The sequence below is a fragment of the Belnapia sp. genome, assembly GCF_059504005.1.
Genome location: NZ_JCACHU010000150.1, coordinates 25235 through 47798, shown reverse-complemented (window position 1 = coordinate 47798; position 22564 = coordinate 25235). Strand labels below are relative to the sequence as shown.

Annotated in this window: 25 protein-coding genes; 14 read left to right on the top strand and 11 right to left on the bottom strand. The window is 72.6% G+C overall.

Features of this window, described 5'->3' with window-relative positions; genetic code table 11:
• The first annotated feature begins 24 nt into the window (after positions 1 to 24).
• The 8 genes from mutM to AC5JJ1_RS21750 all read left to right on the top strand — a co-directional run bounded on the left by mutM (position 25) and on the right by AC5JJ1_RS21750 (position 8598).
• Positions 25 to 870, top strand: a complete 846-nt coding sequence (mutM, locus tag AC5JJ1_RS21785) for a bifunctional DNA-formamidopyrimidine glycosylase/DNA-(apurinic or apyrimidinic site) lyase (protein WP_495787211.1) — start codon at positions 25 to 27, stop codon at positions 868 to 870.
• A gap of 32 nt (positions 871 to 902) precedes the next feature.
• Complete coding sequence (locus AC5JJ1_RS21780) at positions 903 to 1682, top strand: enoyl-CoA hydratase (protein WP_495787210.1); 780 nt, start codon at positions 903 to 905, stop codon at positions 1680 to 1682.
• 126 nt (positions 1683 to 1808) lie between these two features.
• Positions 1809 to 2075: a 30S ribosomal protein S20 gene (gene rpsT / locus AC5JJ1_RS21775; protein ID WP_495787209.1), complete on the top strand. Its 267-nt coding sequence runs from the start codon at positions 1809 to 1811 to the stop codon at positions 2073 to 2075.
• A 365-nt stretch (positions 2076 to 2440) separates the two neighbouring features.
• Positions 2441 to 3829 (top strand): chromosomal replication initiator protein DnaA, encoded by a 1389-nt coding sequence (gene dnaA / locus AC5JJ1_RS21770; RefSeq protein WP_495787208.1) that lies wholly within the window; start codon positions 2441 to 2443, stop codon positions 3827 to 3829.
• Between the two features lie 89 nt (positions 3830 to 3918).
• On the top strand, positions 3919 to 5046 hold the full coding sequence (dnaN, locus tag AC5JJ1_RS21765; RefSeq protein WP_495787207.1) for a DNA polymerase III subunit beta: 1128 nt from the start codon (positions 3919 to 3921) through the stop codon (positions 5044 to 5046).
• Between the two features lie 110 nt (positions 5047 to 5156).
• A complete protein-coding gene (locus AC5JJ1_RS21760) occupies positions 5157 to 7301 on the top strand; it encodes a TonB-dependent siderophore receptor (RefSeq protein WP_495787206.1) in 2145 nt (714 codons plus the stop codon).
• The gene (locus AC5JJ1_RS21755; protein ID WP_495787205.1) at positions 7298 to 8389 is read left to right on the top strand and encodes a PepSY-associated TM helix domain-containing protein; all 1092 of its coding nucleotides are present in this window, start codon (positions 7298 to 7300) and stop codon (positions 8387 to 8389) included. The genes AC5JJ1_RS21760 and AC5JJ1_RS21755 overlap by 4 nt, the downstream gene beginning before the upstream one ends.
• Positions 8386 to 8598 carry a hypothetical protein gene (locus AC5JJ1_RS21750; RefSeq protein ID WP_495787204.1) on the top strand — a complete coding sequence of 71 codons (213 nt, stop codon included), beginning with the start codon at positions 8386 to 8388 and terminating at the stop codon, positions 8596 to 8598. Before AC5JJ1_RS21755 ends, AC5JJ1_RS21750 begins: the two co-directional genes overlap by 4 nt.
• Before the next feature lie 72 nt (positions 8599 to 8670).
• Here AC5JJ1_RS21750 and AC5JJ1_RS21745 read toward each other — a convergent pair whose 3' ends face one another.
• Genes AC5JJ1_RS21745 through AC5JJ1_RS21730 form a run of 4 tightly spaced genes read right to left on the bottom strand, consistent with a single transcriptional unit; the run spans position 8671 to position 12515 of the window.
• Entirely contained in the window at positions 8671 to 9630 is a 960-nt protein-coding gene (locus AC5JJ1_RS21745) for a Bug family tripartite tricarboxylate transporter substrate binding protein (RefSeq protein ID WP_495787203.1), read from the bottom strand.
• 10 nt (positions 9631 to 9640) lie between these two features.
• The gene (locus AC5JJ1_RS21740; protein WP_495787202.1) at positions 9641 to 10723 is read right to left on the bottom strand and encodes a TauD/TfdA family dioxygenase; all 1083 of its coding nucleotides are present in this window, start codon (positions 10721 to 10723) and stop codon (positions 9641 to 9643) included.
• A 50-nt stretch (positions 10724 to 10773) separates the two neighbouring features.
• The gene (locus AC5JJ1_RS21735) at positions 10774 to 11274 is read right to left on the bottom strand and encodes a YdcF family protein (RefSeq protein ID WP_495787201.1); all 501 of its coding nucleotides are present in this window, start codon (positions 11272 to 11274) and stop codon (positions 10774 to 10776) included.
• The gene (locus tag AC5JJ1_RS21730) at positions 11271 to 12515 is read right to left on the bottom strand and encodes a class I SAM-dependent methyltransferase (RefSeq protein WP_495787200.1); all 1245 of its coding nucleotides are present in this window, start codon (positions 12513 to 12515) and stop codon (positions 11271 to 11273) included. Before AC5JJ1_RS21730 ends, AC5JJ1_RS21735 begins: the two co-directional genes overlap by 4 nt.
• Before the next feature lie 184 nt (positions 12516 to 12699).
• Here AC5JJ1_RS21730 and AC5JJ1_RS21725 point away from each other — a divergent pair, with 184 nt between their 5' ends.
• On the top strand, positions 12700 to 13206 hold the full coding sequence (locus AC5JJ1_RS21725; RefSeq protein WP_495787199.1) for an invasion associated locus B family protein: 507 nt from the start codon (positions 12700 to 12702) through the stop codon (positions 13204 to 13206).
• Entirely contained in the window at positions 13203 to 14366 is a 1164-nt protein-coding gene (gene rlmN / locus AC5JJ1_RS21720) for a dual-specificity RNA methyltransferase RlmN (RefSeq protein ID WP_495787198.1), read from the top strand. The genes AC5JJ1_RS21725 and rlmN overlap by 4 nt, the downstream gene beginning before the upstream one ends.
• Here rlmN and AC5JJ1_RS21715 read toward each other — a convergent pair.
• The 3 genes from AC5JJ1_RS21715 to AC5JJ1_RS21705 are packed head-to-tail and all read right to left on the bottom strand — an operon-like array spanning position 14363 to position 16235.
• Positions 14363 to 14800, bottom strand: a complete 438-nt coding sequence (locus tag AC5JJ1_RS21715) for a GNAT family N-acetyltransferase (protein ID WP_495787197.1) — start codon at positions 14798 to 14800, stop codon at positions 14363 to 14365. The genes rlmN and AC5JJ1_RS21715 overlap by 4 nt on opposite strands.
• Entirely contained in the window at positions 14797 to 15768 is a 972-nt protein-coding gene (locus AC5JJ1_RS21710; protein WP_495787196.1) for a Bug family tripartite tricarboxylate transporter substrate binding protein, read from the bottom strand. The genes AC5JJ1_RS21715 and AC5JJ1_RS21710 overlap by 4 nt, the downstream gene beginning before the upstream one ends.
• Complete coding sequence (locus AC5JJ1_RS21705) at positions 15765 to 16235, bottom strand: MaoC family dehydratase (RefSeq protein WP_495787195.1); 471 nt, start codon at positions 16233 to 16235, stop codon at positions 15765 to 15767. The genes AC5JJ1_RS21710 and AC5JJ1_RS21705 overlap by 4 nt, the downstream gene beginning before the upstream one ends.
• A gap of 109 nt (positions 16236 to 16344) precedes the next feature.
• On the opposite strand from AC5JJ1_RS21705, the gene AC5JJ1_RS21700 reads away from it, so the two are divergent.
• From AC5JJ1_RS21700 to AC5JJ1_RS21685, 4 genes are all read left to right on the top strand, one after another.
• Positions 16345 to 16644: a SemiSWEET family sugar transporter gene (locus tag AC5JJ1_RS21700; protein ID WP_495787194.1), complete on the top strand. Its 300-nt coding sequence runs from the start codon at positions 16345 to 16347 to the stop codon at positions 16642 to 16644.
• Between the two features lie 48 nt (positions 16645 to 16692).
• A complete protein-coding gene (locus tag AC5JJ1_RS21695; protein WP_495787193.1) occupies positions 16693 to 17853 on the top strand; it encodes an MFS transporter in 1161 nt (386 codons plus the stop codon).
• A gap of 12 nt (positions 17854 to 17865) precedes the next feature.
• Complete coding sequence (locus AC5JJ1_RS21690) at positions 17866 to 18312, top strand: MaoC family dehydratase (RefSeq protein WP_495787192.1); 447 nt, start codon at positions 17866 to 17868, stop codon at positions 18310 to 18312.
• Positions 18313 to 18397: 85 nt separating this feature from the next.
• The gene (locus tag AC5JJ1_RS21685; RefSeq protein WP_495787191.1) at positions 18398 to 19408 is read left to right on the top strand and encodes an alpha/beta hydrolase; all 1011 of its coding nucleotides are present in this window, start codon (positions 18398 to 18400) and stop codon (positions 19406 to 19408) included.
• 35 nt (positions 19409 to 19443) lie between these two features.
• Here AC5JJ1_RS21685 and maiA read toward each other — a convergent pair whose 3' ends face one another.
• The 4 genes from maiA to AC5JJ1_RS21665 form a co-directional block, all read right to left on the bottom strand.
• Positions 19444 to 20100 (bottom strand): maleylacetoacetate isomerase, encoded by a 657-nt coding sequence (gene maiA, locus AC5JJ1_RS21680; RefSeq protein WP_495787190.1) that lies wholly within the window; start codon positions 20098 to 20100, stop codon positions 19444 to 19446.
• A gap of 10 nt (positions 20101 to 20110) precedes the next feature.
• On the bottom strand, positions 20111 to 20593 hold the full coding sequence (locus tag AC5JJ1_RS21675) for a MarR family winged helix-turn-helix transcriptional regulator (protein ID WP_495787189.1): 483 nt from the start codon (positions 20591 to 20593) through the stop codon (positions 20111 to 20113).
• Entirely contained in the window at positions 20593 to 21834 is a 1242-nt protein-coding gene (locus tag AC5JJ1_RS21670) for a 3-hydroxybenzoate 6-monooxygenase (protein ID WP_495787188.1), read from the bottom strand. Before AC5JJ1_RS21670 ends, AC5JJ1_RS21675 begins: the two co-directional genes overlap by 1 nt.
• A gap of 450 nt (positions 21835 to 22284) precedes the next feature.
• Positions 22285 to 22545 (bottom strand): GlsB/YeaQ/YmgE family stress response membrane protein, encoded by a 261-nt coding sequence (locus AC5JJ1_RS21665; protein WP_495787187.1) that lies wholly within the window; start codon positions 22543 to 22545, stop codon positions 22285 to 22287.
• Between the last annotated feature and the right edge of the window lie 19 nt (positions 22546 to 22564).

Sequence of the window (22564 nt, the reverse complement as noted above, 5' to 3'; positions counted from 1 at the left end):
CCCCTTGGGGGCGGCACGGAACCTATGCCTGAATTGCCGGAAGTCGAGACGGTGATGCGCGGCCTGGCCGCGGTGCTGGAGGGGCAGGTGATCCGCGCGGCCTCGATCAGCCGGCCGGACCTGCGCTGGCCCTTCCCCGAGGGGCTGGCGGCGCGCCTCGCCGGCAGCCGGGTGGAGGGGTTCCGCCGCCGGGCCAAGTACATGCTGATGCGGCTCTCAGGCGGGGATTCCGTGCTGATCCATCTCGGCATGTCGGGGCGGATGGTGGCGCGCCGCGCCGCCGAACTGCCGAACGAGCCGGTCCTGCACGAGCATTTCGCCATGGAGACGGAGGAGGGCATCCGGGTCGGCTTCGTCGATCCGCGGCGCTTCGGCAGCGTCGACCTGGTGCCGACCGCGGGCGAGGACGGCCACCGGCTGCTGGCCGGGCTGGGGCCGGAGCCGCTGGAGGAGGCCTTCTCCCCCGCCGTGCTGAGCGTGGCGCTGGCGGGGAAGCAGACGCCGATCAAGGCGGCGCTGCTCGACCAGAAGGTCGTGGCCGGGCTCGGCAACATCTATGTGTCGGAGGCGCTCTACCGGGCGCGCATCTCGCCGCGGCGGGCGGCGGCGAGCGTCGCGGGCGCCCGGACGGTGCGGCTGGTGCCGGCGATCAAGGCGGTGCTGGAGGAGAGCATCGCGGCCGGGGGCTCCTCGCTGCGGGATTATGTCCAGGCGGATGGGGGGATCGGCTTCTTCCAGGAGCGGTTCAAGGTCTATGACCGGGAGGGCCTGCCCTGCGAGGCCTGCCCCGGGCCGCCGGGCTGCGAGGGCATCCGGCGCATCGTCCAGGCGGGCCGGGCCAGCTTTTATTGCCCGCGGCTTCAGCGCTGATATCCTCCGCCCCCAGAATGGAGGATGCGGGCATGGCCGAGTACGAGATGATCCTGACCGAGCGGCAGGGACGGGTGGCGGTGATCCGCCTCAACCGGCCGCAGACGCTCAACGCCCTCTGCGACCAGCTGATGGACGAGCTCGGCCAGGCGCTGCGCGGCTTCGATGCCGACCCGGAGGTGGCGGCGATCGTCATCACCGGCAGCGAGCGCGCCTTCGCCGCGGGCGCCGACATCAAGGAGATGCAGTCCCGCACCTATCCGGCGGTCTATCTCGACGACTTCATCGGCAAGCGCTGGGAGGCGGTCACCTACGTCCAGAAGCCGGTGATCGCGGCGGTGGCCGGCTATGCGCTCGGCGGCGGCTGCGAACTGGCGATGATGTGCGACATGATCATCGCGGCCGAGACCGCCAAATTCGGCCAGCCGGAGATCAATCTCGGCGTCATCCCCGGGGCGGGCGGCACGCAGCGGCTGACGCGGGCGATCGGCAAGGCGAAGGCGATGGACCTGGTGCTGACCGCGCGGATGATGGACGCGAACGAGGCGGAGCGCTCCGGCCTCGTCGCCCGCATCGTGCCCGCGGCCGAGGTGGTGGCCGAGGCGGTGAGGGTGGGCGAGAAGATCGCCTCGCTCTCGGCCCCCGCCGTCGCCGTGGCGAAGGAGGCCGTCAACCGCGCCTTCGAGACGACGCTGGCCGAGGGGGTGAAGTTCGAGCGGCGGTCCTTCCAGGCGCTCTTCGCCACCGAGGACCAGAAGGAGGGCATGGCGGCCTTCGCCGAGAAGCGGAAGCCCAATTTCAGGAATCGCTAGAAGGGCTTCGCTCGCTTGACGTGGCGCGCGAGGCGGGGGTAGAAGCCCCTTCCTCGCGCAGCCCGGGCCATTGGCCGGGGCCTGCGGACCTGCTTTCACCCCTGCCTGAGTTGAAGATACAGCCCCATGGCGAACACGGCTTCCGCCCGCAAACGCATCCGCCAGACCGAGAAGCGGACGATCCGCAACCGTGCGCGGCGTTCGCGGGTGCGGACCTTCCTCCGCAAGGTGGAGACCGCCATCGCCTCGGGTGACAAGGCGCAGGCGCAGGAGGCCTTCAAGTCGGCGCAGCCCGAGCTGCAGCGCGCGGCCACCAAGGGCGTACTCCACAGCAACACGGTGGCGCGGAAGCTCTCCCGCCTCTCGGCGCGGATCAAGTCGATCGGCGCCTGAGCCACCGGCTCGGCTGACGGGGCGGGCGTGGCGCGGCCGCCTTCGTGATGATGTCGCAAGATCTTGATGGCGGGCCCCGGCAAGTAACGCACCTGTGCCGGAACCCGTCTGCTTGCGTTTGTACTCAGCCGGTATTCTACCGTTAGCGCCTGATGGAAAGTTGCTATTGTCGCGGACTTTGAGCCCGCGGTATCATACCGTTCGTCGGATCGACGTGCGGCCCAGACATCCAATCCCCGGCAGCACCGAGACCGAACAGCCGCGCAGGTCCGCTACCCTTGCGCGACCCATCGGCTGGCGGCTGCCGGCTTGCGCATGGTTCGAACAGGAGGCCGGCCCGCTTGCCACCCCAATCCTCCGGAGAGTTGGCTGCCGGCTGGGCCCGCATCCGCGGCCGCCTGCGCGAAGAGGTCGGTGAGGTCGAGTACCGCACCTGGCTGCGGCAGATGACCCTGTCCGGCGTGGAGGGCGAGGATGCCGTCATCCTCCTCCCCACCCGCTTCCTGCGCGATTGGGTGAACAGCCATTACGGCGACCGGCTGCGCGTGCTGTGGCAGGCCGAGTACCCGGAGGTACGGCGCATCGACATCCGCGTCTCCGCCAGCCCGCCGCCCGAGGCGGTGATGGCCGGTGCCGAGGAGCGTGCCGGTGTGGATGGGCGGGGCCTGGCCGAGCCGCTGGCGCCGCGGGCCGCCGAGGCGCGCATGGCGCCGGAGCCGCGCTCCGACTGGGTGGTGCCGCTCGAGGCGCGCTTCACCTTCGACACCTTCGTGGTCGGCAAGCCGAACGAGTTCGCCCATGCCTGCGCCAGGCGGGTCTCGGAGAAGCCGGCCTCCCCAGGCTTCAACCCGCTCTTCCTCTATGGCGGCGTCGGCCTGGGCAAGACCCACCTGATGCATGCGACGGCCTGGGCCATCCGGGCGCATGACCCGCAGCGGACCGTCGCCTACATGTCCGCCGAGAAATTCATGTACCGCTTCATCGCGGCGCTGCGCTCGCAGAACACCATGGAGTTCAAGGAGACGCTTCGCGCCGTCGACGTGCTGATGATCGACGACCTGCAGTTCCTGATCGGCAAGGACAACACGCAGGAGGAGTTCTTCCACACCTTCAATGCCCTGGTCGACCAGGGCAAGCAGATCATCGTCTCCTCCGACAAGTCGCCCTCCGACCTCGCGGGCATCGAGGACCGGCTGCGGACGCGGCTCGGCTGCGGCATGGTCGCCGACATCCATGCGACGACCTATGAGCTGCGCCTCTCCATCCTGCAGGCCAAGGCCGCGGCGGCGCAGGTGGCGGTGCCGCCCAAGGTGCTGGAATTGCTGGCGAACAAGATCACCACCAATGTCCGGGAGCTGGAGGGGGCGCTGAACCGGCTGGTCGCCCATGCCAATCTCTTCGGCCGGCCGATCACCATCGACAGCGCCCATGAGGTGCTGCACGACGTCCTCCGCGCCCATGAGAAGCGGGTCTCGATCGAGGAGATCCAGAAGAAGGTGGCGGAGCACTACAACATCCGCCTCACCGACATGAGCAGCGCCAGGCGGGCCCGGAACGTCGCCCGGCCGCGCCAGGTGGCGATGTACCTGGCCAAGCAGCTCACCCAGCGGAGCCTGCCGGAGATCGGCCGGCGCTTCGGCAACCGGGACCATACCACGGTGATGCATGCCGTCTCCCGCATCGCCGAGCTCATGGAGGCTGATGCCGGCTTCGCCGAGGATGTGGCCCTCCTGAGGAAGATGCTCGAAACCTGAGCCGGAAACCTCCGCTTACCCTTGCGAATCAAGGGTGTTAGAGTGCACACCGGACGGCAGGTTCGGGTGTCGGGGGAGCCTCGGGGCAGATGAAGTTCACGGTCGAACGGGCGATCCTCATCAAGGCGCTCGCCCATGTGCAGAGCGTCGTCGAGCGCCGCAACACCATCCCCATCCTCGCCAATGTCCTGCTCTCGGCGCAGGACGGCCTCCTCAGGCTGACGGCGACCGACATGGAGATCGCCGTCGTCGAGGAGGTGCCGGGGGTGCAGGTCGCCCGGCCGGGGCGGACCACGGCGCCGGCGGCGACCCTCTACGAGATCGTCCGCAAGCTGCCCGAGGGCGCCAAGGTGGAGCTCGACCATGCCGGGGGCGATGCGGCGCTGAAGCTCAGGGCCGGGCGGTTCAACACGGACCTCTCGGTGCTGCCGGTGGAGGACTTCCCCTCCATGACCGAGGGCAAGCTGCCGCACCAGTTCGCCCTCTCCGCCGGGCAGCTGCGGGAGCTGGTCGATCGCACCCGCTTCGCCATCAGCACGGAGGAGACGCGGTACTACCTCAACGGCATCTACCTGCATGCGACGGAGAGCGAGGGCTCGCCGGTGCTGCGCGCCGTCGCCACCGACGGCCACCGGCTGGCGCGCGTGGAGGAGCCGCTGCCGGACGGGGCCGCCGGCATCCCCGGCGTCATCATCCCGCGCAAGACGGTGAACGAGCTGCGCAAGCTCGCCGAGGAGACGGGGGACGAGATCACCATCCGCCTCTCCGACACCAAGATCCGCTTCGACATCGGGGCGGTGCAACTCACCAGCAAGCTGATCGACGGCACCTTTCCGGAATACGACCGCGTCATCCCGCGCGGGAACGACAAGATCCTCCGCGTGCAGAAGCGGGAATTCGCCGAGGCCGTGGGGCGCGTCGCCGCCATCAGCTCGGAGCGGTCGCGGCCGGTGAAGCTCTCGCTCGACCGCAACCACCTGCTGCTCTCCGCCTCCTCCGCCGAGCAGGGTCAGGCGCAGGAGGAGCTGGACGGCGAGGTGGTGAAGTATGACAGCTCGCCGCTCGAGATCGGCTTCCAGGCGCGCTACCTCAACGACATCACCGACCAGATCGGCGACATGGTGGAGTTCCGCTTCGCCGATGGCAGCGCCCCGACCGTGGTGACGGATGCGGCGAAGCCCGAGGCGCTCTACGTGCTGATGCCGATGCGGGTCTGAGCCGGCGAGCCGGGCCCTCCTGGCCCGGCCTCGCACTTCGGATAGATTGTTAATTGCAATTGAGAATGAGACGCAGTAACGGCGGTTAAAACTCGCCGGGAACTGCTGCCGTGACATCGCCTGCCCCCTCCTGCCGCGCCGCAGGGCTGCTCCTGCTCGCCCTCGCCGGCCCTGCCATGGCGCAGGACGGCACCGTCCGCCTGCCGCAGCTCGACATCTCCGGGGCGCCGCCGCTCGGCGCGGTGGAGCCGCCGCGCGGCTTCGTCGCCAGCGAGGCGACCTCCGGAACCAAGGGGGCGGAGCGGCTGATCGAGGTGCCGCAATCCATCTCCGTCGTGCCGCGGGCGACCATCGACGCGCTCCAGGCCCAGACCCTGGGCGAGGCGGTGCGCTACCAGGCGGGGCTCAGGGCCGAGAGCTACGGGCCCGACCCGCGCGCCGACTTCCTGCTGCTGCGCGGCTTCGACGCGGTCGATTACGGCCTCTACCTCGACGGGCTGCGCTACAGCGTCGGCTTCGCCGCCGGCTCCTTCGAGCCCTATGGCCTCGAGCGCTTCGAGATCGTCCGCGGCCCGGCCTCCGTCCTCTACGGCCAGATCCAGCCGGGCGGGCTGGTCAACCAGGTTTCCCGCCAGCCGACGCTGACGCCGCAGGGCGAGCTGCGCCTCACCGCCGGCGATTTCGGCCGGGCCCAGGCGGCCGGCACGGCCAGCGGCCCGCTCGACCGGGATGGGGTCTGGTCCTACAGCATCACCGGCCTCGGGCGGCTGGCGGACAGCCAGGTCGACAAGGTCGGCAACGACCGCGCCTTCATCGCGCCGGCCATCACCTGGCGGCCGGATGAGGACACGCGCCTCACGCTCCGCGCCTACTACCAGCGGGACCGCACCCAGGGCGCGCAGTTCCTGCCCTATGTCGGCACGGTGACGGAGACGCCCTTCGGCCGCATCCCGACCAGCCGCTTCGTCGGCGAGCCGCGCTTCGACAAGTACGACATCACCCAATGGGGCGTCGGCAGCGAGTTCGAGCGGCGGCTGAACGACGTGGTGACGCTGCGGCAGAACCTGCGCTGGGCGCATTCGGGCATCAATTGGCGGCAGACCGTGGGGGTGGGGCTGCTGGAGGATGGGCGGACGCTGGGCCGCATCGGCTTCCTCTCGACGCCCGACATCGACCGCTTCCAGGTCGACAACCAGGCGGAGTTCCGCTTCTCGACCGGCCCGGTCGGGCACCGGCTGCTGGCCGGCTTCGACTACTCCACGGTGCGGATCTCGAACCCGCAGGCCTTCGGCAGCGCGCCGGGCCTCGACCTCTTCCGCCCCGTCTACGGCTCGCCCGTGCCGCTCGCCGCGGCGGGGGCGAACACCCGGCAGAACACCGCGCAATACGGCCTCTACGCGCAGGACCAGCTCCGCCTCGGCGAGCGCTGGGTGCTGACGGCGGGCGTGCGGCAGGACTGGGTGGAGACCAGCACGCTCGACCGCATCGGCGGCGACACGCAGCGCCAGAGCGATACCGCGACGACGGCGCGGGTCGGCCTCGTCTATCTCGCGCCGGGCGGCTTCGCGCCCTATGCGAGCTGGTCCACCTCCTTCCTGCCGACGCCGGGCGTCACCGCCGCGGGCCGCGCCTTCACGCCGCGCCAGGGCGAGCAGTTCGAGATCGGCATCAAGTACCAGCCGCCGGGGCGGGACAGCTTCGTCCAGGCCTCGCTCTTCCAGCTCACCCAGTCGAACAGCCTGGCGACCGACCCGAACAGCCCGATCTTCCAGGTGCAGACCGGCGAGATCCGGGTCCGGGGCGTGGAGCTGGAGGGCGTGGCGCGGCTGCCGCGCGGCCTCAGCCTCATCGGCTCCTTCACCGCGCTCGATGCGGAGATCACCAAGGGCGCGCCGGAGGAGCGCGGCAACCGCCCGGCCGGCGTGCCGGCGACGGGGGCCGGGCTCTATGCCGACCAGAGCTTCGAGGAGGGGTCGGGGCGGCTCGCGGGGCTCGGCCTGGGGCTCGGGCTGCGCTTCCTCGGCAACAGCACCACGGGCAACGCGGCGCACAACGTCGTCCCCTCGGTGACGCTGGTGGATGCGGCGCTGCGCTACGACCTGTCGCCCCTCGGCACCGGCTTCGCCGGCACGCAGCTGGCCGTCACCGCGAACAACCTGTTCGACACCAGCTATGTCGCGCGCTGCACCAGCGACACGGCCTGCTTCTACGGCAACCGGCGCACGGTGCTCGCCAGCCTGGTGAAGCGCTGGTGAGCCTCCGCGCCTGGTCCCGCCTGCACACATGGTCGAGCCTGGTCTGCACGCTCTTCCTGCTGCTGCTCTGCATCACCGGCCTGCCGCTGATCTTCCACCATGAGATCGGCCACCTGACCGGGGCGGAGGTGGAGGCGCCGGCCATGCCGCCCGGGACGCCGCCCGCCGATCTCGACCGCGTCGCCGCCGCGGCCCGCGCGAAGCGGCCGGGCGAGGTGGTGCAGTACCTGATCTGGGAGGATGACCCGGCCATCCTCCGCCTCAGCATGGCGCCGAGCCCGACCGCGCCGCCGGAGGCGCTGCGCACCGTGCTGGTCGATGCCCGCACGGCGCAGGTGCTGGAGGAGCCGCGCGACCGCGAGGGCTTCCTCTACTGGATGCTCCGGCTGCACACGGACCTCTTCGCCGGCATCCCGGGCAAGCTCTTCCTCGGCGCGATGGGGCTGCTCTTCGTCGTCGCCACCGTCTCGGGCGCGGTGCTCTACGGGCCCTTCGCACGGCATGGGGGATTCGGTGCGGTGCGCAGCGGGCGGAGCGCGCGGCTGCGCTGGCTCGACCTGCACAACATCCTCGGCGTCGTCACGCTGAGCTGGGTGCTGGTGGTGGGCGCGACGGGCGTGGTCAACACCCTGGCGGAGCAGGTGCTGGCCGCCTGGCGGGCCGACCAGCTGGCCGAGATGGTCGCGCCCTGGCGCGGCCAGCCGCCGGTCGCGGCGCCGGGCTCGGTCGAGGCGGCGCTGGCGGCGGCGCGGGCGGCGGCGCCGGGGCGGGAGCCCTTCTTCATCGCCTGGCCGCAGACCATGTTCTCGAGCGGGCACCACTATGCGGTCTTCCTCCGCGGCGACACGCCGCTGACGCATCGGCTGCTCACCCCGGCGCTGGTCGATGCCGAGACCGGGCGCCTCACGGATATGCGGCGCATGCCCTGGTACGTGACGGCGCTGCTGGTCTCCCAGCCGCTGCATTTCGGCGACTATGGCGGCATGGCGCTGAAGATCGCCTGGGCGGTGCTCGATGCCGCCACCATCGTCATCCTGCTGAGCGGGCTCTGGCTCTGGTGGCGCCGGCGGCGCGGGGCGGCGGCATGATCGGGCCGGTCTGGCGCATCCCGGCGGCGCTCGCCCTGCTTTCCGCCGCGGGGCTGGTGGTGGCGCTGGTGGATGACGGGGCCTGGGACGGGATCGGCGCCGCCGCGCTGCTGGCGCCGCTGCTCCTGGCCTGGGCTGCGTCGCGGCGGCGGCAGGGCATCGGGGGCGGCAGGCTCGAGGCCGGCGAGGATCGAGCGCCGGGAGCATAGATCCGCGATCCAGCGGCTGCGGATCATGCTCCCGGGGCGGGCCCCGGGCCGGGTTGCCGGGCGGAGGCGGGGTCAGTTCGCCCTGGCGACCAGCCCAGCCGCGGCAGCCTCCGCCCAGCGCCGGTTGTCGCGCTCGAGGAAGGCGGCGAAGTCGGTGGGGCCGAGCGTCGCCAGGTCGGCGCCGAGCTCGGCCAGGCGCTGGCCGATGGCGGGCTTCGCCAGCGCGGCCTGCACCGCGGCGAAGATGCGCGCGGCGAGCGCCGGCGGCAGGCCGGGCGGCCCGTACATGCCGTACCAGCCGTTGAACTCGTAGCCGGCGAGCCCCGCCTCCTGCATCGTCGGCACCTGCGGCAGCAGGGCGGAGCGGCGGGCCGAGGTGACGGCGAGGACCGTCACCGCGCCGCTCGCCACATGCTGGAGCACGGCGACGGTGCTGGTGGTGGCGAGCGGGATATGGCCGGCGACCAGGTCGTTCAGCTGCGGCCCGCTGCCGCGATAGGGCACCTCGATCAGCTGGATGCCGGCCTGGCGGGCGAAGGCGTTGCCGGCATAGCTGGTCGCCGCCTCGGTGGAGCCGAAGGCGATGCTGCCGGGCCGCGCCTTCGCCGCCGCGACCAGCCCGGCGATGTCGCCATAGGGCTGGCCGCCATGCGCCGCGAGCACCAGCGGATAGCCGGAGAGCATCGAGACCGGGGCGAAGTCCTTCACCGGGTCGAAGGGGATGTTCGGCATGGCATAGCGGTTGATAACATGCGCGCCGGTGGCGACCATCAGCATGTGCCCGTCGGGCGGCGAGCGCTGCACGAGCTCCGCGCCGACCACGCCATTTGCGCCGGCGCGGTTCTCGACGACGACGGGCTGGCCGAGCGCCTCGCGCATGCCCTCGGCCACGGCGCGGGCGAAGATGTCCGTCCCGCCGCCCGGCGCATAGGGGACGATGATGGTGACGGGGCGGGAGGGCCAGGCGGGCTGCGCCCGGGCGGTGCCTGCCATCAGCGCGGTGGCGAGGGCGGCGCGGCGCGTGGGGGTCATCGGGCGGCTCTCAGTAGGGGGTGTCGCGCATGCCGAGCGCGGCGGCGGCGCGGGCCTGCCAGGCGGCGAGGCCGGGCGGCAGGTTCTGGCCCTTGAAGCCGCCGCGCACGCTGCCCGGGGCGGTGCTCTTGTAGACCTCCCGCATCGCGTCGCAGAGCGGCCGGCCCTCCGCCACGGCGAGCCAGAGGCGGAGCAGGTGGCGCTTCCGCTCCGGCTCCTCGAAATCCTCGTAATGGGTGCGGCTGTGGATGAGGACGTGGTTGTTGACGAGCTGCAGGTTGCCCGGCTCCAGCCACATCGAGAAGCAGAAGGCGTCGCTGCTCGCCATCTCCTGGATGGCGTCGAGCGCCTCGTGCTGCCGCTCGGTGAGGGGCGGCTCGCCCTCGAGCTGCTGCGTCGCGCGGATGTGGTTGCGGATGTAGCGGGCGGCGAAGTGGCCGTCCTGCAGGCTGTAGACCGGCGCGAGGTAGGTCGGCGTCTCGTCGGCCGCCTCCTCCTTCTGCCGGCTATGGGGGAAGAGGCCGTAGAGCGTCTCCACCAGCTCCGGGCGTTCCGCCAGCAGCGCGTCATGGATGGCGACCGAGCTGGCGAGGCGGCTGAGCCCGCCGCTCCGCGCCGTCTTCAGGCACAGCAGGGCGACGACGTCGCTGCCGTCGGTGTGGAAGTCGAGCTCGGCATTGGTGTTGTAGCCGCGCCCGCCATGGCCGCGATAGGTGCCGCCGGCATCGCGCACGTCGGAGATGAGCTGGCTCGCCTTGCCCTGCGGCCGGGCGACGCCGAGATGCGTGCCGATCGCCCAGAAGAGCAGCCGCGCCTCCTCCGGCGTGTAGTCGCCGACGGGGATGCCGCGGAGGGTGCGGAAGCCGATGCCGTGCTCCAGCTCCCGCGCCGCCTCGGCCAGCACGGCGCCGAAGGGGCCGAGGGGGAAGTCCTCCCGCGTGATCTCCAGCATCGGCTTGCCCGTTGCCTGGAGGCGGCGGAAGGCGCTACGCAGGTCCTCGATCTCGGCGGGGGCAAGGCGGCGCAGCCAAGCACCCGTAGCCTCGAGCGCAGGCGGCCGCCAGGCCGCCGCGGATGCGATGGGCTGGATCATCCTTGGGTCTCCTCGCGGGGAGGATGGCAAGGCGGGAAGGGGCTGTCGAGCTAGCCCCGCAGCCGATGCCAGACCGCCAGCGCGGCGTCGTAGGGGATGGCGGGCACCTCCCGCAGGCGCCAGTACCAGCGCTTCGCGAAGCCCTCCGCCCCGGCGGAGCCGCCGATGGGGACGGGGTGGGCCGGGAAGCCGGCGATGCGCAGCAGCAGCACGCAGCGCGCCAGGTGGAAGCGGCTGGTCGCGGCATGGACCGGGCCGGCATGGCCGAGGCGCCGCAGCAGGGCGGCGCAGGCCAGCGCCGAGGAGAGGGTGTCCGTCCCCGTCGGCTCCTCGATGATCGCCTCCTTGGCAATGCCGAAGGAGCGCAGGAGGTCGGCCATGACATGGCTCTCGGCCGGGCCGAAGCGGCCGCGGGCGCCGGTCGGGATATAGAGCGGGTCGGGCAGGCGGGCGCCGAAGCGGGCGGCGGCTTCCACCCGGCGGCGGAGGGTCGGGCTGGCGCTGCCGTCGGGCCGGACGGCGGCGCCGAAGATGACGATGGCCGCCCTCACGCCGGGGCGGCGATCAGCAGGCGGTTCATCGCCTCCATGCTGCGGCGGAGGGCGGCGAGGTCGCGCCAAAAGGCCTCGCGGGAGACGCCGTTGGCCGCCAGCTCGTCGGCGATGGCGCCGAAGCTGCGGCGGCCGTCGACCCGCTGGAGGATGGCGCCGGCGAGGCGCGGCAGGGGCAGGTTCACCCGCAGCCCGTCGAAGGTGACGGGCAGGGTGCCGTCGCGCGGCAGGCCTTTCGCCAGGGCGGCGCCGTCCATCTCGCGGAGGGTGGGGACGGCCTCCGGGTCCTCCCAAGGGCGCTCCGGCTCCGGCTCCTCGGCGCGGCGGCAGTAGAGGATGTGGATGCCCATGTTGCCGGTGACGGCCTCGGCCAGCGCCGCGCGCTCGGTAGGCGTCATCGCCGCGGTGCGGGCACGGAGGCGCGGGTCGGGGAGGTAGGCATCCGGGTCGTAGCGCACCGGCTCGACCCAGCAGGCGATGCGGAGGCCGGCCGCGGCGACCAGCTCGGCGAGCTGGGGAACCGTGTAGGCGCGGTCCCGCGGGTTCAGCAGCAGGTCGTAGAGCCCGGCATCGCCGCCCGAGATGTGGTCGGTCAGCCAGGGGTTGCGCTTCAGCCAGGCGGTCTCGGGCACCTGGCGCCAGAGGCGGCGGGCGAGGTCGATCCGGGCGGGCGGCGCCTCGCCCTCCGGCGCGAGGAGGCGGAGCGCGTCCTGCAGCATGTAGACGCCGGTGCGGCCATGCGGGGCATAGACCATCAGCCCGATGCCGCCTCCCGGCGCCAGCACCGAGGCCAGGGACCGGAGCCCAGCCAGCGGGTCCGGCAGGTGGTGCAGCACGCCGCAGCAATCGATGTAGTCGAAGGGGCCGAGGCCGCTGCCGGCCAGGTCGAGCAGGGAGCCGTTCTCGAAGCGGAGGTTGCCGAGCTTGCGGGCGGCGGCGCGGCCCTCGGCGATACGGCGGGCGGCGGCGCTGCGGTCGAGCCAGGTGACCTCGCCGGGGCGGCCGGCCCAGGCCATCTGCTGCGCCAGCATGATCGTGCCGTCGCCCGTCCCGCCGCCGGCAAAGAGCGCCCGGAGCAGGGCGGAGGCCGGGCGCCGGCCGCCGAAGATCCAGTGGTCGACCTCGCGGAGATGGCTCGGGCTGCCGACGATCAGGCGCCGCGCCTCCTCCCGCGGGTCGCGGGCGGGGTAGGGGAAGGCCTCGTACTGGGCGGCGAGGTGCCGGTCGGGAGCGTCGCTCATGGCCGGGTTGCATAAGCGGAGGCGCGCCGGGGCACCAGCCCGGTTGCTGCGGCGCGACAGCGGGCCTATCTACCGCCATGAGACCGCCACCCCCGCGGCCCCACCTTCATCCGACCTCCGCCGAGCCGGCGCCGCCCTCCCCCGCGGCCGCGCCGGGCCGGCCCTGACAGGTGCTTCCAGCGGCATGCGTGCGCTTCCCCGCCTCCTCCTCGCCCTTGCCATCGCCCAGGCCGCGCCCTTGGCGGCCCCCTCGGCGGCCCATGCCCAACAGGCGCGGCCGCAGAAGCTCGGCGAGTACCAATCCTGGATCGCGGCGACCTACAGCGAGGGCGGGCAGAAGGTCTGCTACGCCTTCACCCGCGCCAGCCGGCAGGGGGTGATGCTGACGGTGACGCACCGGCCGGGGCGGCGGGATACGGTGACGGTCTCGGCCGGCTACGCCTATCCGCGCAATGCCGAGGCGGTGGCGGTGATCGGCGGCTCCGACCTGCCCTTCTACACCGCCGGCTCCACCGCCGCGGCGCGGGACGGCGCCATGGTGGTCCAGGCCATGCGCAACGGGCGGGAAATGCTGGTGCGCGGCCCGGGGGCGAACGGGCGGGGCACCACCTCCGACACCTTCCCGCTCGCCGGCTTCAGCGCCGCCTATGACGCGATCAGCAAGGAATGCCCCGCAGGAGGCCGCCGATGAGCGATCTGACCAGCGCCGAGCGCGAGCGCATCCTCGCCAAGTCCGCCCTGTTCAACCCGCCGGAGGCGACCCTGCCGGACGGGCGGCGGGAGCTTGTCGGCCTCTCCCGCGAGGAGCTGGTGGCGGAGCTCGCCGCGCTCGGCGAGAAGCCGTTCCGCGCGAAGCAGCTCTGGCACTGGATCTACCACCAGGGCGTCACCGACTTCGCCGCCATGACCAGCATCGCCGGGCCGATGCGGGCGAAGCTCGCCGAGCGCTTCACTGTCGGGCGGCCCGAGGCGGCGACCGTGCAGACGAGTGCGGACGAGACACGGAAGTGGCTGTTCCGCTGGCGCGACGGGCAGGAGGTGGAGACGGTCTACATCCCCGACCGCCATGCCGACCGCGGCGCCGTCTGCATCTCGACCCAGGTGGGCTGCACCCTCTCCTGCCGCTTCTGCCATACGGGGACGCAGAAGCTGGTGCGCAACCTGGGCGCCGCCGAGATCGTCGGCCAGTTCATGGCGGCGCGGGACAGCTACGGCGAATGGCCAAGCCCGAAGGACGACCAGCCGCGGCTGCTGTCCACCATCGTCGTCATGGGCATGGGCGAGCCGCTCTACAACTACGAGAACACGGCCAAGGCGCTGCGCATCATCATGGATGGCGAGGGCATCGGCCTGTCGCGCCGCCGCATCACGCTCAGCACCTCGGGCGTCGTGCCGATGATGGACCGCTGCGGGCAGGAGCTCGGCGTCAACCTCGCCGTCTCGCTGCATGCGGTCACCGACGAGCTGCGCGACGAGATCGTGCCGCTGAACCGGAAGTATCCGATCAAGGAGCTGCTCGATGCCTGCCGGCGCTATCCGGGGGCGAGCAATGCGCGGCGGATCACCTTCGAATACGTCATGCTGCGCGGGGTGAACGACTCGGAGGCCGAGGCGCGGGAGCTGGTGCGGCTGCTCCATGGCATCCCGGCCAAGATCAACCTGATCCCCTTCAACCCCTGGCCGGGCAGCCCCTACCAGACCAGCACCTACGAGCAGACGGCGAGGTTCGCCGCCATCCTCAACGATGCCGGGTATTCGAGCCCGATCCGCCGGCCGCGAGGGCGGGATATCCTTGCTGCCTGCGGGCAGCTGAAGACGGAGAGCGAGCGGGTGCGGCGGGTGACCGCCTAGACCGACTTCCGGAACAGGACGGCGCTGCCGACCCGCGCATAGCCCTGCGCCGCGTAGAAGGCATGCGCCGCCTCCCGCGCCATGCCGGAATGCAGCGACACGGAGGCCTGGCCGCGCGCCCGGGCCCAGTCCTCGGCGGCGCGGAGCAGCCGGCCGCCGAGGCCGGAGCCGCGCAGCCCCGCCTCCACCACCAATGCCTGCACCACCACCTCCGGCGGCTTCTCGAGCGCGGGGCGAAGGAAGAGATGCATCAGGCCGAGCACCGCCCCCTCCCCCACCGCGACCAGCACGGCATGGTCCGGCGCGGCGCGGACGGCGGCGAGGCGGCGGGCCATCTCCTCGACCGGCATCGGATAGCCGAGCTGGGCCAGCAGGCCGGGCAGGGCCGGCAGGTCCACCGCCTCCACCGGCCGGATGGCGATGCCGCCGCTCACTCCGCCGTCGCGCCGCTATCGGCCACGACCTTGGTCCAGAGGCCGATCTCGGATTGCAGATAGGCCGCGTAGTCCGCCGGGCTGCCGCCGGTCGGGCGGGCGCCCTGGGCGGCGAGGCGGGCGCGGATCTCCGCATCGGCCAGCGTCGCGGCGATGGCGGCGTTCAGCCGGGCGATGGCCGCCGGCGGCGTGCGTGCCGGGGCGAGGATGCCCTGCCAGGCGCCGAGGTCGAAGCCGGGCGGCGTCAGCCCCGCCTCGCTCATCGTCGGCACCTCGGGCAGCAGGGGCGAGCGCTCGGCGCTGGAGACGGCGATGGCGCGCACCCGCCCCTCCTGGATCAGCGGCAGCGCCGTCACCACCGTGTCGGCGGTGAACTGCACGTTGCCCGCCGCCGCATCGGTCAGCGCCGCCGCCGTGCCGCGATAGGGGATGTGCACCGCATCGGCGCCGAGATGGCGCAGCACCAGGAAGGTGACGAGGTGCGAGATGTTGCCGACGCCGCCGGAGGAGTAGCTGAGCTTGCCGGGATCGGCGCGCACCCAGGCGATGAACTCCGCCGGGCTGCGCGGCGGCGCGGCCGGGTTCACCACCAGCGCCAGCGGCGAGGCGGCGGTCAGCGAGACCGGCACGAGGTCGCGCAGCAGGTCGTAGCCGAGGCGGCGGTAGAGCGCGCGGCTGATGACGATGGAGGAGGTGTTGTAGAGCAGCGTGTATCCGTCCGAGTCCGCCTTCGCCACCGCCTCGGCGGCGATGTTGCCGTTGGCCCCGCCGCGGTTCTCGACGACCATCGGCTGGCCGAGCTCCCGCCCCAGGCGCTCGGCCAGGATGCGGGCGACGACATCGGTCGGCCCGCCGGGCGGGAAGGCGACGACGAGCCGCACCGGCCGGTCGGGGAAGCTGCCCTGCGCCATGGCCGGCGCGGCGAGGCCGGCGGCGCCGAGCGCCAGCAGCAGGCGGCGTGCAATCATGCGGAATCCTCTCCCTCGATCAGTCGCGTCGCGTCGTAGTCCATCACCGGCTCGCCCCGCTGGTTCAGCACGCGGATGGCGCTGCGCACCACGGCGCGGCCGCCCCCGCTGGTCGGGCGGATGGCAGTGACCTCGACCTCGGCATGGATCGTGTCGCCGACGCGGACGGGCGCCAGCGGGCGGATATGGGTCTCGAGCAGGGCGAGGCCGGTGCCGTGCGCCATGCCGGCCAGCACCATCCCCTCGATCAGCGCATGGGTCAGCGCGCCCGGCACGGGGCGGGGGCCGAGCGCGCCCGCATGGGTCGCATCGACGAAGAGCGGCTCCTGCATCCCGGTGAGCGCGACGAAGCCCATTAGGTCATGCTCGGTGACGGTGCGGCCAAAGCTGCGGAAGCGCTGGCCGACCCGCAATTGCTGCCAGGCGAAGCCACGGCCGAGCAGCGGCGCGTCCGATCGGTCCGTCATGAGTCCTCCCGCGCCGCAGGCTCGGCGCGGCGGGCGCGGCTGTCAACGGAACCACCGGCCCGGACCGCCGCTTACAGGCCAACGCCTATCGCCGGAGGATATGCCTATCATGGACGCCGCCCCCATCATTGGCGGATTGGCCACCCTTGCCTCGACCACCAGCTTCCTGCCCCAGGCCTGGAAGGTCATCCGCACCCGCGACACGGAGGCGATCTCGAAGCGGATGTACACCGTCACCGTCATCGGCTTCGCGCTCTGGCTCACCTACGGGGTGCTGCTCGGGCAATGGCCGCTGATCCTCACCAACGCCATCTGCCTGACGCTCTCGGCCTTCATCCTGGCGATGAAGCTGCTGCCGCGGGAGAAGAAGGAGGCGGTGGCGGCGACGCTCGACCCGACCGCCGGCTGACCGCCGCCGCTTGACGCCCCGCGGCTTGCGGGCCCCTATCGGCGCCGCATGCCGCCCGCCATCCCCATTGCCCTGCTGGCGCTTGCCGGCTTCACCACCGGCTCCGGCATGCGGATGCTCGACCCGCTGCTGCCGGCCATCGCCCGGGCCTTCGATGTCAGCGTCTCCCATGCCAGCGCGGTGGTGGCGGGCTTCGTGCTGCCCTACGGGCTGGTGCAGCTGGTTGCCGGGCCGCTCGGCGACCGGCTGGGCAAGGTGCGGATCGCCTGCGGGGCGGTGCTGCTCTTCGGCCTCGGCCTGGTGGCGAGCGGCTTCGCCACCGGGCTGCCGGGGCTGATCGCGCTCCGGGCCTGGAGCGGCTTCTTCGCCGGCGCCGTCATCCCGCTGCTGATGGCCCATATCGCCGATGCGGTGCCCTATGCGGAGCGGCAGGTGGCCATCAGCCGCTTCCTGACCGGCATGGTGATGGCGCAGCTCGTCGCCGGCCCGGTCTCCGGCATGGTGGCGGAGGCGGCGGACTGGCGGCTGCCCTTCCTGCTGCTCGGCGGGATGGCGCTGGCGGTGGCCGGCGTGCTCGCCTGGCGGCTGGGGCCCTTGCTCTGGCGGCAGCCGGAGGAGGGCGGCGGCGGGCGGGGCATGCGCGCCTATCTCGAGCTGCTCGGCCGGCCCTCCGGGCGCTGGCTGATCGGCCTCGCCTTCTTCGACGGGTTCTGGCTCTTCGGCGGAGCCTTTCCCTTCACCGGCTCCTTCCTGATCGAGGGCTTCGGGCGCAACGCGGCGCAGGCGGGGCTGATCGTCGCCGGCTTCGGCCTCGGCGCCTTCGCCTATACGCGGATGGCGCGGCCGCTGCTGGCGCGCTTCGGCGAGGGCGGGCTGCTGGCGGTGGGCGGGGTGGCGATCGCCCTCTCGCTCGGCTTGCTGGCGATGGCCGGGCGGTGGGAGGTGGTGGCGGGGCTGCAGGTGGTGCTCGGCCTCGCCTTCTACATGTTCCACGGCGTGCTGCAGACCCGGGCGACCGAGGCGCTGCCGGAGGCGCGCGGCACGGCGGTCGGCGCCTTCGCGCTCGCGCTCTTCCTCGGGCAGAGCGCCGGCTCGCTCGCCTTCGGGCTGGGGCTGGCGGTGATCGGCTATCGCGGCGCCTTCGCGGTGGCCGGCTGCGGGGTGCTGGCGCTGGCGCTCGCCGCGAGGGCAAACTCCGCCCGCAGCTGAAGGGGCGGGGCAATGGAGGAACGCTATCTCGAGGATTTCGCGCCGGGGCAGGTCTTCCGCTCCGGCCGCCTGACCGTGACGGCGGAGGCGATCATCGCCTATGCGCGTGAGTACGACCCGCAGCCCTTCCATCTCGACGATGCGGCGGCGCGCGGCACGCTGTTCGGCGGGCTGGCGGCGAGCGGCTGGCACACCGCCTCGATGACGATGAAACTGCTGATCGGCAGCGACTTCCGCCCCGTGGGCGGCATCATCGGCGGCGGGATGGAGGAGCTGGCCTGGCCGCGGCCGGTGCGGCCGGGCGATGAGCTCCGCGTCGAGATCGAGGTGGTGGAGGTCAAGCCGAGCCAGTCGAAGCCGCAGCAGGGGATGCTCCGGGTGCGCTGCACCACCCTCAACCAGCGGGACGAGGCGGTGCAGGTGATCCGGCCAAGGCTGGTGGTGCCGCGCCGCGGCTGAGGCTCGGCAATTCTGTTGATTTTGCGGCGGCTCCCATGGTTCCCTCACAATCATGGGATATCACAGAGTTTTGTGGCTAGCCCTGATGCTGGCCCTCGCCGCCCCGGCTGCCGCCGAGCCTGCCTCCGTGCTGGATGCGGGGGCGGTGCCCCATCTCAGCGCGGAAGGCCGCGCCGACTATGCCCGGTTCCTCCAGCAGGCGACGCCGCGCGCCTTCGCCGTCAGCCCGAGCGGCGCCTGGGGCTGGGCGGCGGCGCAGCCGGACCTCGCCACCACCGAGGCGCGGGCCGTGGCCCTTTGCGCCCAATGGGTCAGCGAGGGCACGCGGGACGAGGGCTGCCGGGTCTATGCGCGCGACCTCGCCGTGGTCTGGCCGGGGCAGGAGGGGGCGCCGCCGGTGGCGCCGTCGCGGCCGATCCAGGGCGGGCCGGGCTGGGCGCTGGTGCCGGATGGGCGCTTCCTCTGGCAGGGGGCGCGGGCGGCGCGTGGGGCCTATGTCTGGGCGCATGGCCGCGCCGCGGGCGGGCAGGACAGCCGCGGCAGCCAGCCGCAGCCGCATGTCCGCCTGTTCAACAATGCCGGCTGGGACGTGCTGCGCTTCGACCGCGACCCGATGGTGGACGATACGGAGACCGCCGCCAGCTGGCTGCATGGCGCGCTGCGGGCGCTGCGGGCGCAGGGCTACCAGCGGATCGTCGTCGGCGGGCAGTCGCGCGGTGCCTGGAACGCGCTGCAGGCTTTGGATGAGCCGGGCCTGGTCGACGGCGTCGTCGCCATCGCCCCGGCGGCGCATGGGCCGCGCGGCAGCCCGGCCTGGGCCTGGGCGGTGGCGGAACTGCGCGAGGTGCTGGAGCGCGCCCGCAACACCGAGGCCCGCGTCGCCGTCGCCACCTTCGAGGGCGACGAGTACGACCCGGACCCGGCGGCACGCGCCCGACTGTTCCGCGCCATGACGCGGCGGGTGAAGGGGCTGCTCTTCCTCGACCGGCCGGCCGGGCTCGCCGGCCATGGCGGCGGGGCGGAGCCGGGCTTCACCGACCGCTACGCCCCCTGCCTGCTCGATTTCATCGAGGGCCGGCCGGGGCATTGCGGGTAGGGCAAACCCCGGACGGGTGGAAACGGCCGCGGTCCCTATTCGGCATCCGCCTGGCGGTCGGGCGCGGCCTCCGCGAAGGCGGGGAGCGCCTGGCACGCCGCCTCCACCGCCAGCAGCCGGCCGAGCGGGGCGAGGTCGACGCCGAATCGCCGGGCATTGAAGAGCTGCGGCACCAGGCAGATCTCGGCGAGGCCTGGCCCCGGGCCGAAGAGGAAGGGCCCCTCCCCCGCCGGCGCCAGCGCCTGGCAGGCGGCGAGGCCCTCGGCGATGGTGTCGTGCCCCCAGCCGGTCACCGCCTCCTCCGGCAGTCCGAGGCCGCGCAGGCGGGCCAGCACCTTCAGGTTCTGCACCGGATGGATGTCGCAGGCGATGGCCTGGGCGAAGGCGCGGATATGGGCGCGCTGCGCCGCATCGCCCGGCAGCAGCGGCGGCGCCGGGTGCGTCTCCTCCAGCCATTCGCAGATGGCGAGGGACTGGGTCAGCACCGCAGCGCCACCCTCCAGCTCCAGCGCCGGCAACAGGCCCTGCGGGTTCAGCCGCAGATAGGCGGGCGCCCGCTGCTCGCCGCGCCGCAGGTGGTGGAAGGCGTGCTCGACCGCGAGGCCCTTCAGGTTCAGGGCGATGCGCACCCGCCAGGCGGCGGTGGAGCGGTAGTAGCCGTGCAGGCGGCCCGGCCTCGGTTGCTGGTCCATCGGTGTCTCCTCAGGCGGCGTCGGTCGTCTCCGGCAGGCGCAGCGGCGCCCGCGAGGTCTCGTTGCCGGCCTCGGCGATCCGGGCGAGGGCGGCGAGGAAGGCACGGCGCTCGGCCGGGGCCAGCGGGGCGAGCAGCTCCTCCTGCACCCGCTCCACCGCGGCGGCGGCCTGGCGGAGCAGAGCCTGGCCGGCCGGCGTCAGCGTGAGGCGCCGCGCGCGGCAGTCGGCCGGATCGGCGGCGCGGTGCAGCAGGCCGCGCGCCTTGAGGCCCGCGGCGAGGCGCGCGGCGTTGGAGCGGTCGAGCGCGGCCATGCCGGCGAGGGTGATCTGGTCGGCCCCCGGCTCCGCCTCGGCCGCCTTCAGCAGAGCGTATTGCACGGGCGTCAGGTCGTATTCGGCGCAATGCTCGAGGAAGAGGGCGAGGGCGATCTGCTGGCAGCGGCGGATGAGGAAGCCGGGCTTGTCCTGGATGTCGGGCGGCGGGCCCGGCATCACGCCGCCTCCGGCGCCGGCTCGTCCTGCGGGCCGCCATAGAGCCAGGCCATCACCTCGTACCATTCCTCGGAGCTCTTCGCCGACATGATGGCGTTGCGCAGCAGCGCATGGGGCCCGGCCGGATGGTAGACATGCTCGCCCACCGCGCGCGACTGCAGCTGGACGCGGGCGGTGCGCAGCAGGCGGCGCCGGCGGTAGGCTTCGAGCGCTGCCTCGATGCGGCCGGGATGCGCCTCCACCATCTGCGCCAGGCACACGGCATCCTCCATCGCCATGCAGGCGCCCTGCGCCATGTATTGCAGCATCGGATGCGCGGCATCGCCCAGCAGCGCGACCCGGCCATCGACCCAGCGCTCCACCGGGTCGCGGTCGCAGAGCACCCAGAGCTTCCAGTCGGTGCCGTGACGGATGATGCTCCGTGCGCGCGGGTGGATGTGCTCGAAGCCGCGCATCACCTCCTCGAAGGCGACGGGCAGGCCGGCGACGGGCTCCGGCGCGTCGTTGTGGTAGGTGACGACGAGGTTGAAGAGCTTCCAGCCCTGCAGGGGGTAGTGGACGATGTGGCATTTCGGCCCGGCCCAGAGCGTCGCCGCGTTCCAGCGCAGTTCCTCCGGCATGCGCTCGGTCGGGATGACGGAGCGGTAGGTGGTATGGCCGGAGACGCGCGGCGGGCCGTCGCCGACGAGCTGGCGGCGGATGCTGGACCACAGGCCGTCCGCGCCGATCAGCGCGCCGCCGGCGATGCGGCTGCCATCCGCGAGCAGGGCGGCGACGCTGCTGCCCTCCTGCTCGTAGCCCTGCACGGCGCTCGCGGTGCGCAGCGCGACACGCGGGCTCTCGCGGCAGGCCCTGAGGAGGACGCCGTGCAGGTCGCCGCGATGGATCACCGCATAGGGGTTGCCGAAGCGGCGGCGGAAGCCCTCGCCCAGGTCGATATGGGTGATCTCCCGGCCATCCAGCGCATCCATCAGCCGGAGCCGGTCGATATAGACGGCCAAGGCGCGCGCCGTGTCGCCGACGCCGAGCTGGTCGAAGGCATGGAAGGCGTTGGGGCCGAGCTGGATGCCGGCGCCGATCTCGCCGAGCGCGGGCGCCTTCTCCAGCACGAGGCTGTTGATGCCGCGCCGGGCGAGGCCGAGCGCGGCGGCGAGGCCGCCGATGCCGCCGCCGGCGACCAGAATGGGCAGGGAGCCGGGCATGACGGTCAGGGCCCGGCGGGCGCGCGCGGCATGGGTCAAGGACTCCCTCGCTGCCGGGCAGCTTAGGGACCGTCAGCATGCTGCGCAACGGCGCCGAACCGGACGGACGCGGAGCCTGCCGGCACGGGCCGTGTCCTAGGAGCTTGATGTCCGGAGGCCGCAATTCCCAGCCGCTAGTCCCCGGCTATGGCCTGCCGCCCAAGCCCAGTGAGGCGCCGCCCCGCCATCCAGCCGACATGGCCGGTTTCGACATTGCGGGCCTCGAGGCTCCAACAGCCGCGGACGCCTGGTCGCGGGCGCTATCCAGGCGCGACACCTCCACCCGAACCCGTTCGGGCCGGGCATGCGCTCCGCAAGCTTGGCCTCGGCAGCCAAAATGGTTTCAGGCGTCGTGCAAGCTGGCCCTTGCTCCAGGCCAGCCCGGTCGAGCGCGCCTCCGGGCTGCGCGGGCGGGCGGCAGCCTAGTCGGCGGCGCGGCTGGTTGCAGGCTCAGGACACACGCCGGCGCGACGACAGGACATTGTAGAGCCAGAGCACAACGATTGCCCCAAGGACTGCGACCAGCAGGCTCCACAGGTTGAAGCCGGTGACGCCGACGCCGCCTATGACACTCATCAGGAGGCCGCCGACGAACGCACCGACCACGCCGAGCACCAGGTTGATCGTGAGACCCGAACCCTGGCCGTGCATGATCTTGCTGGCGATCCAACCTGCAATGAGCCCGAACACTATCCAGGCGATGATACCCATCCCGATTTCCTCCCTACGC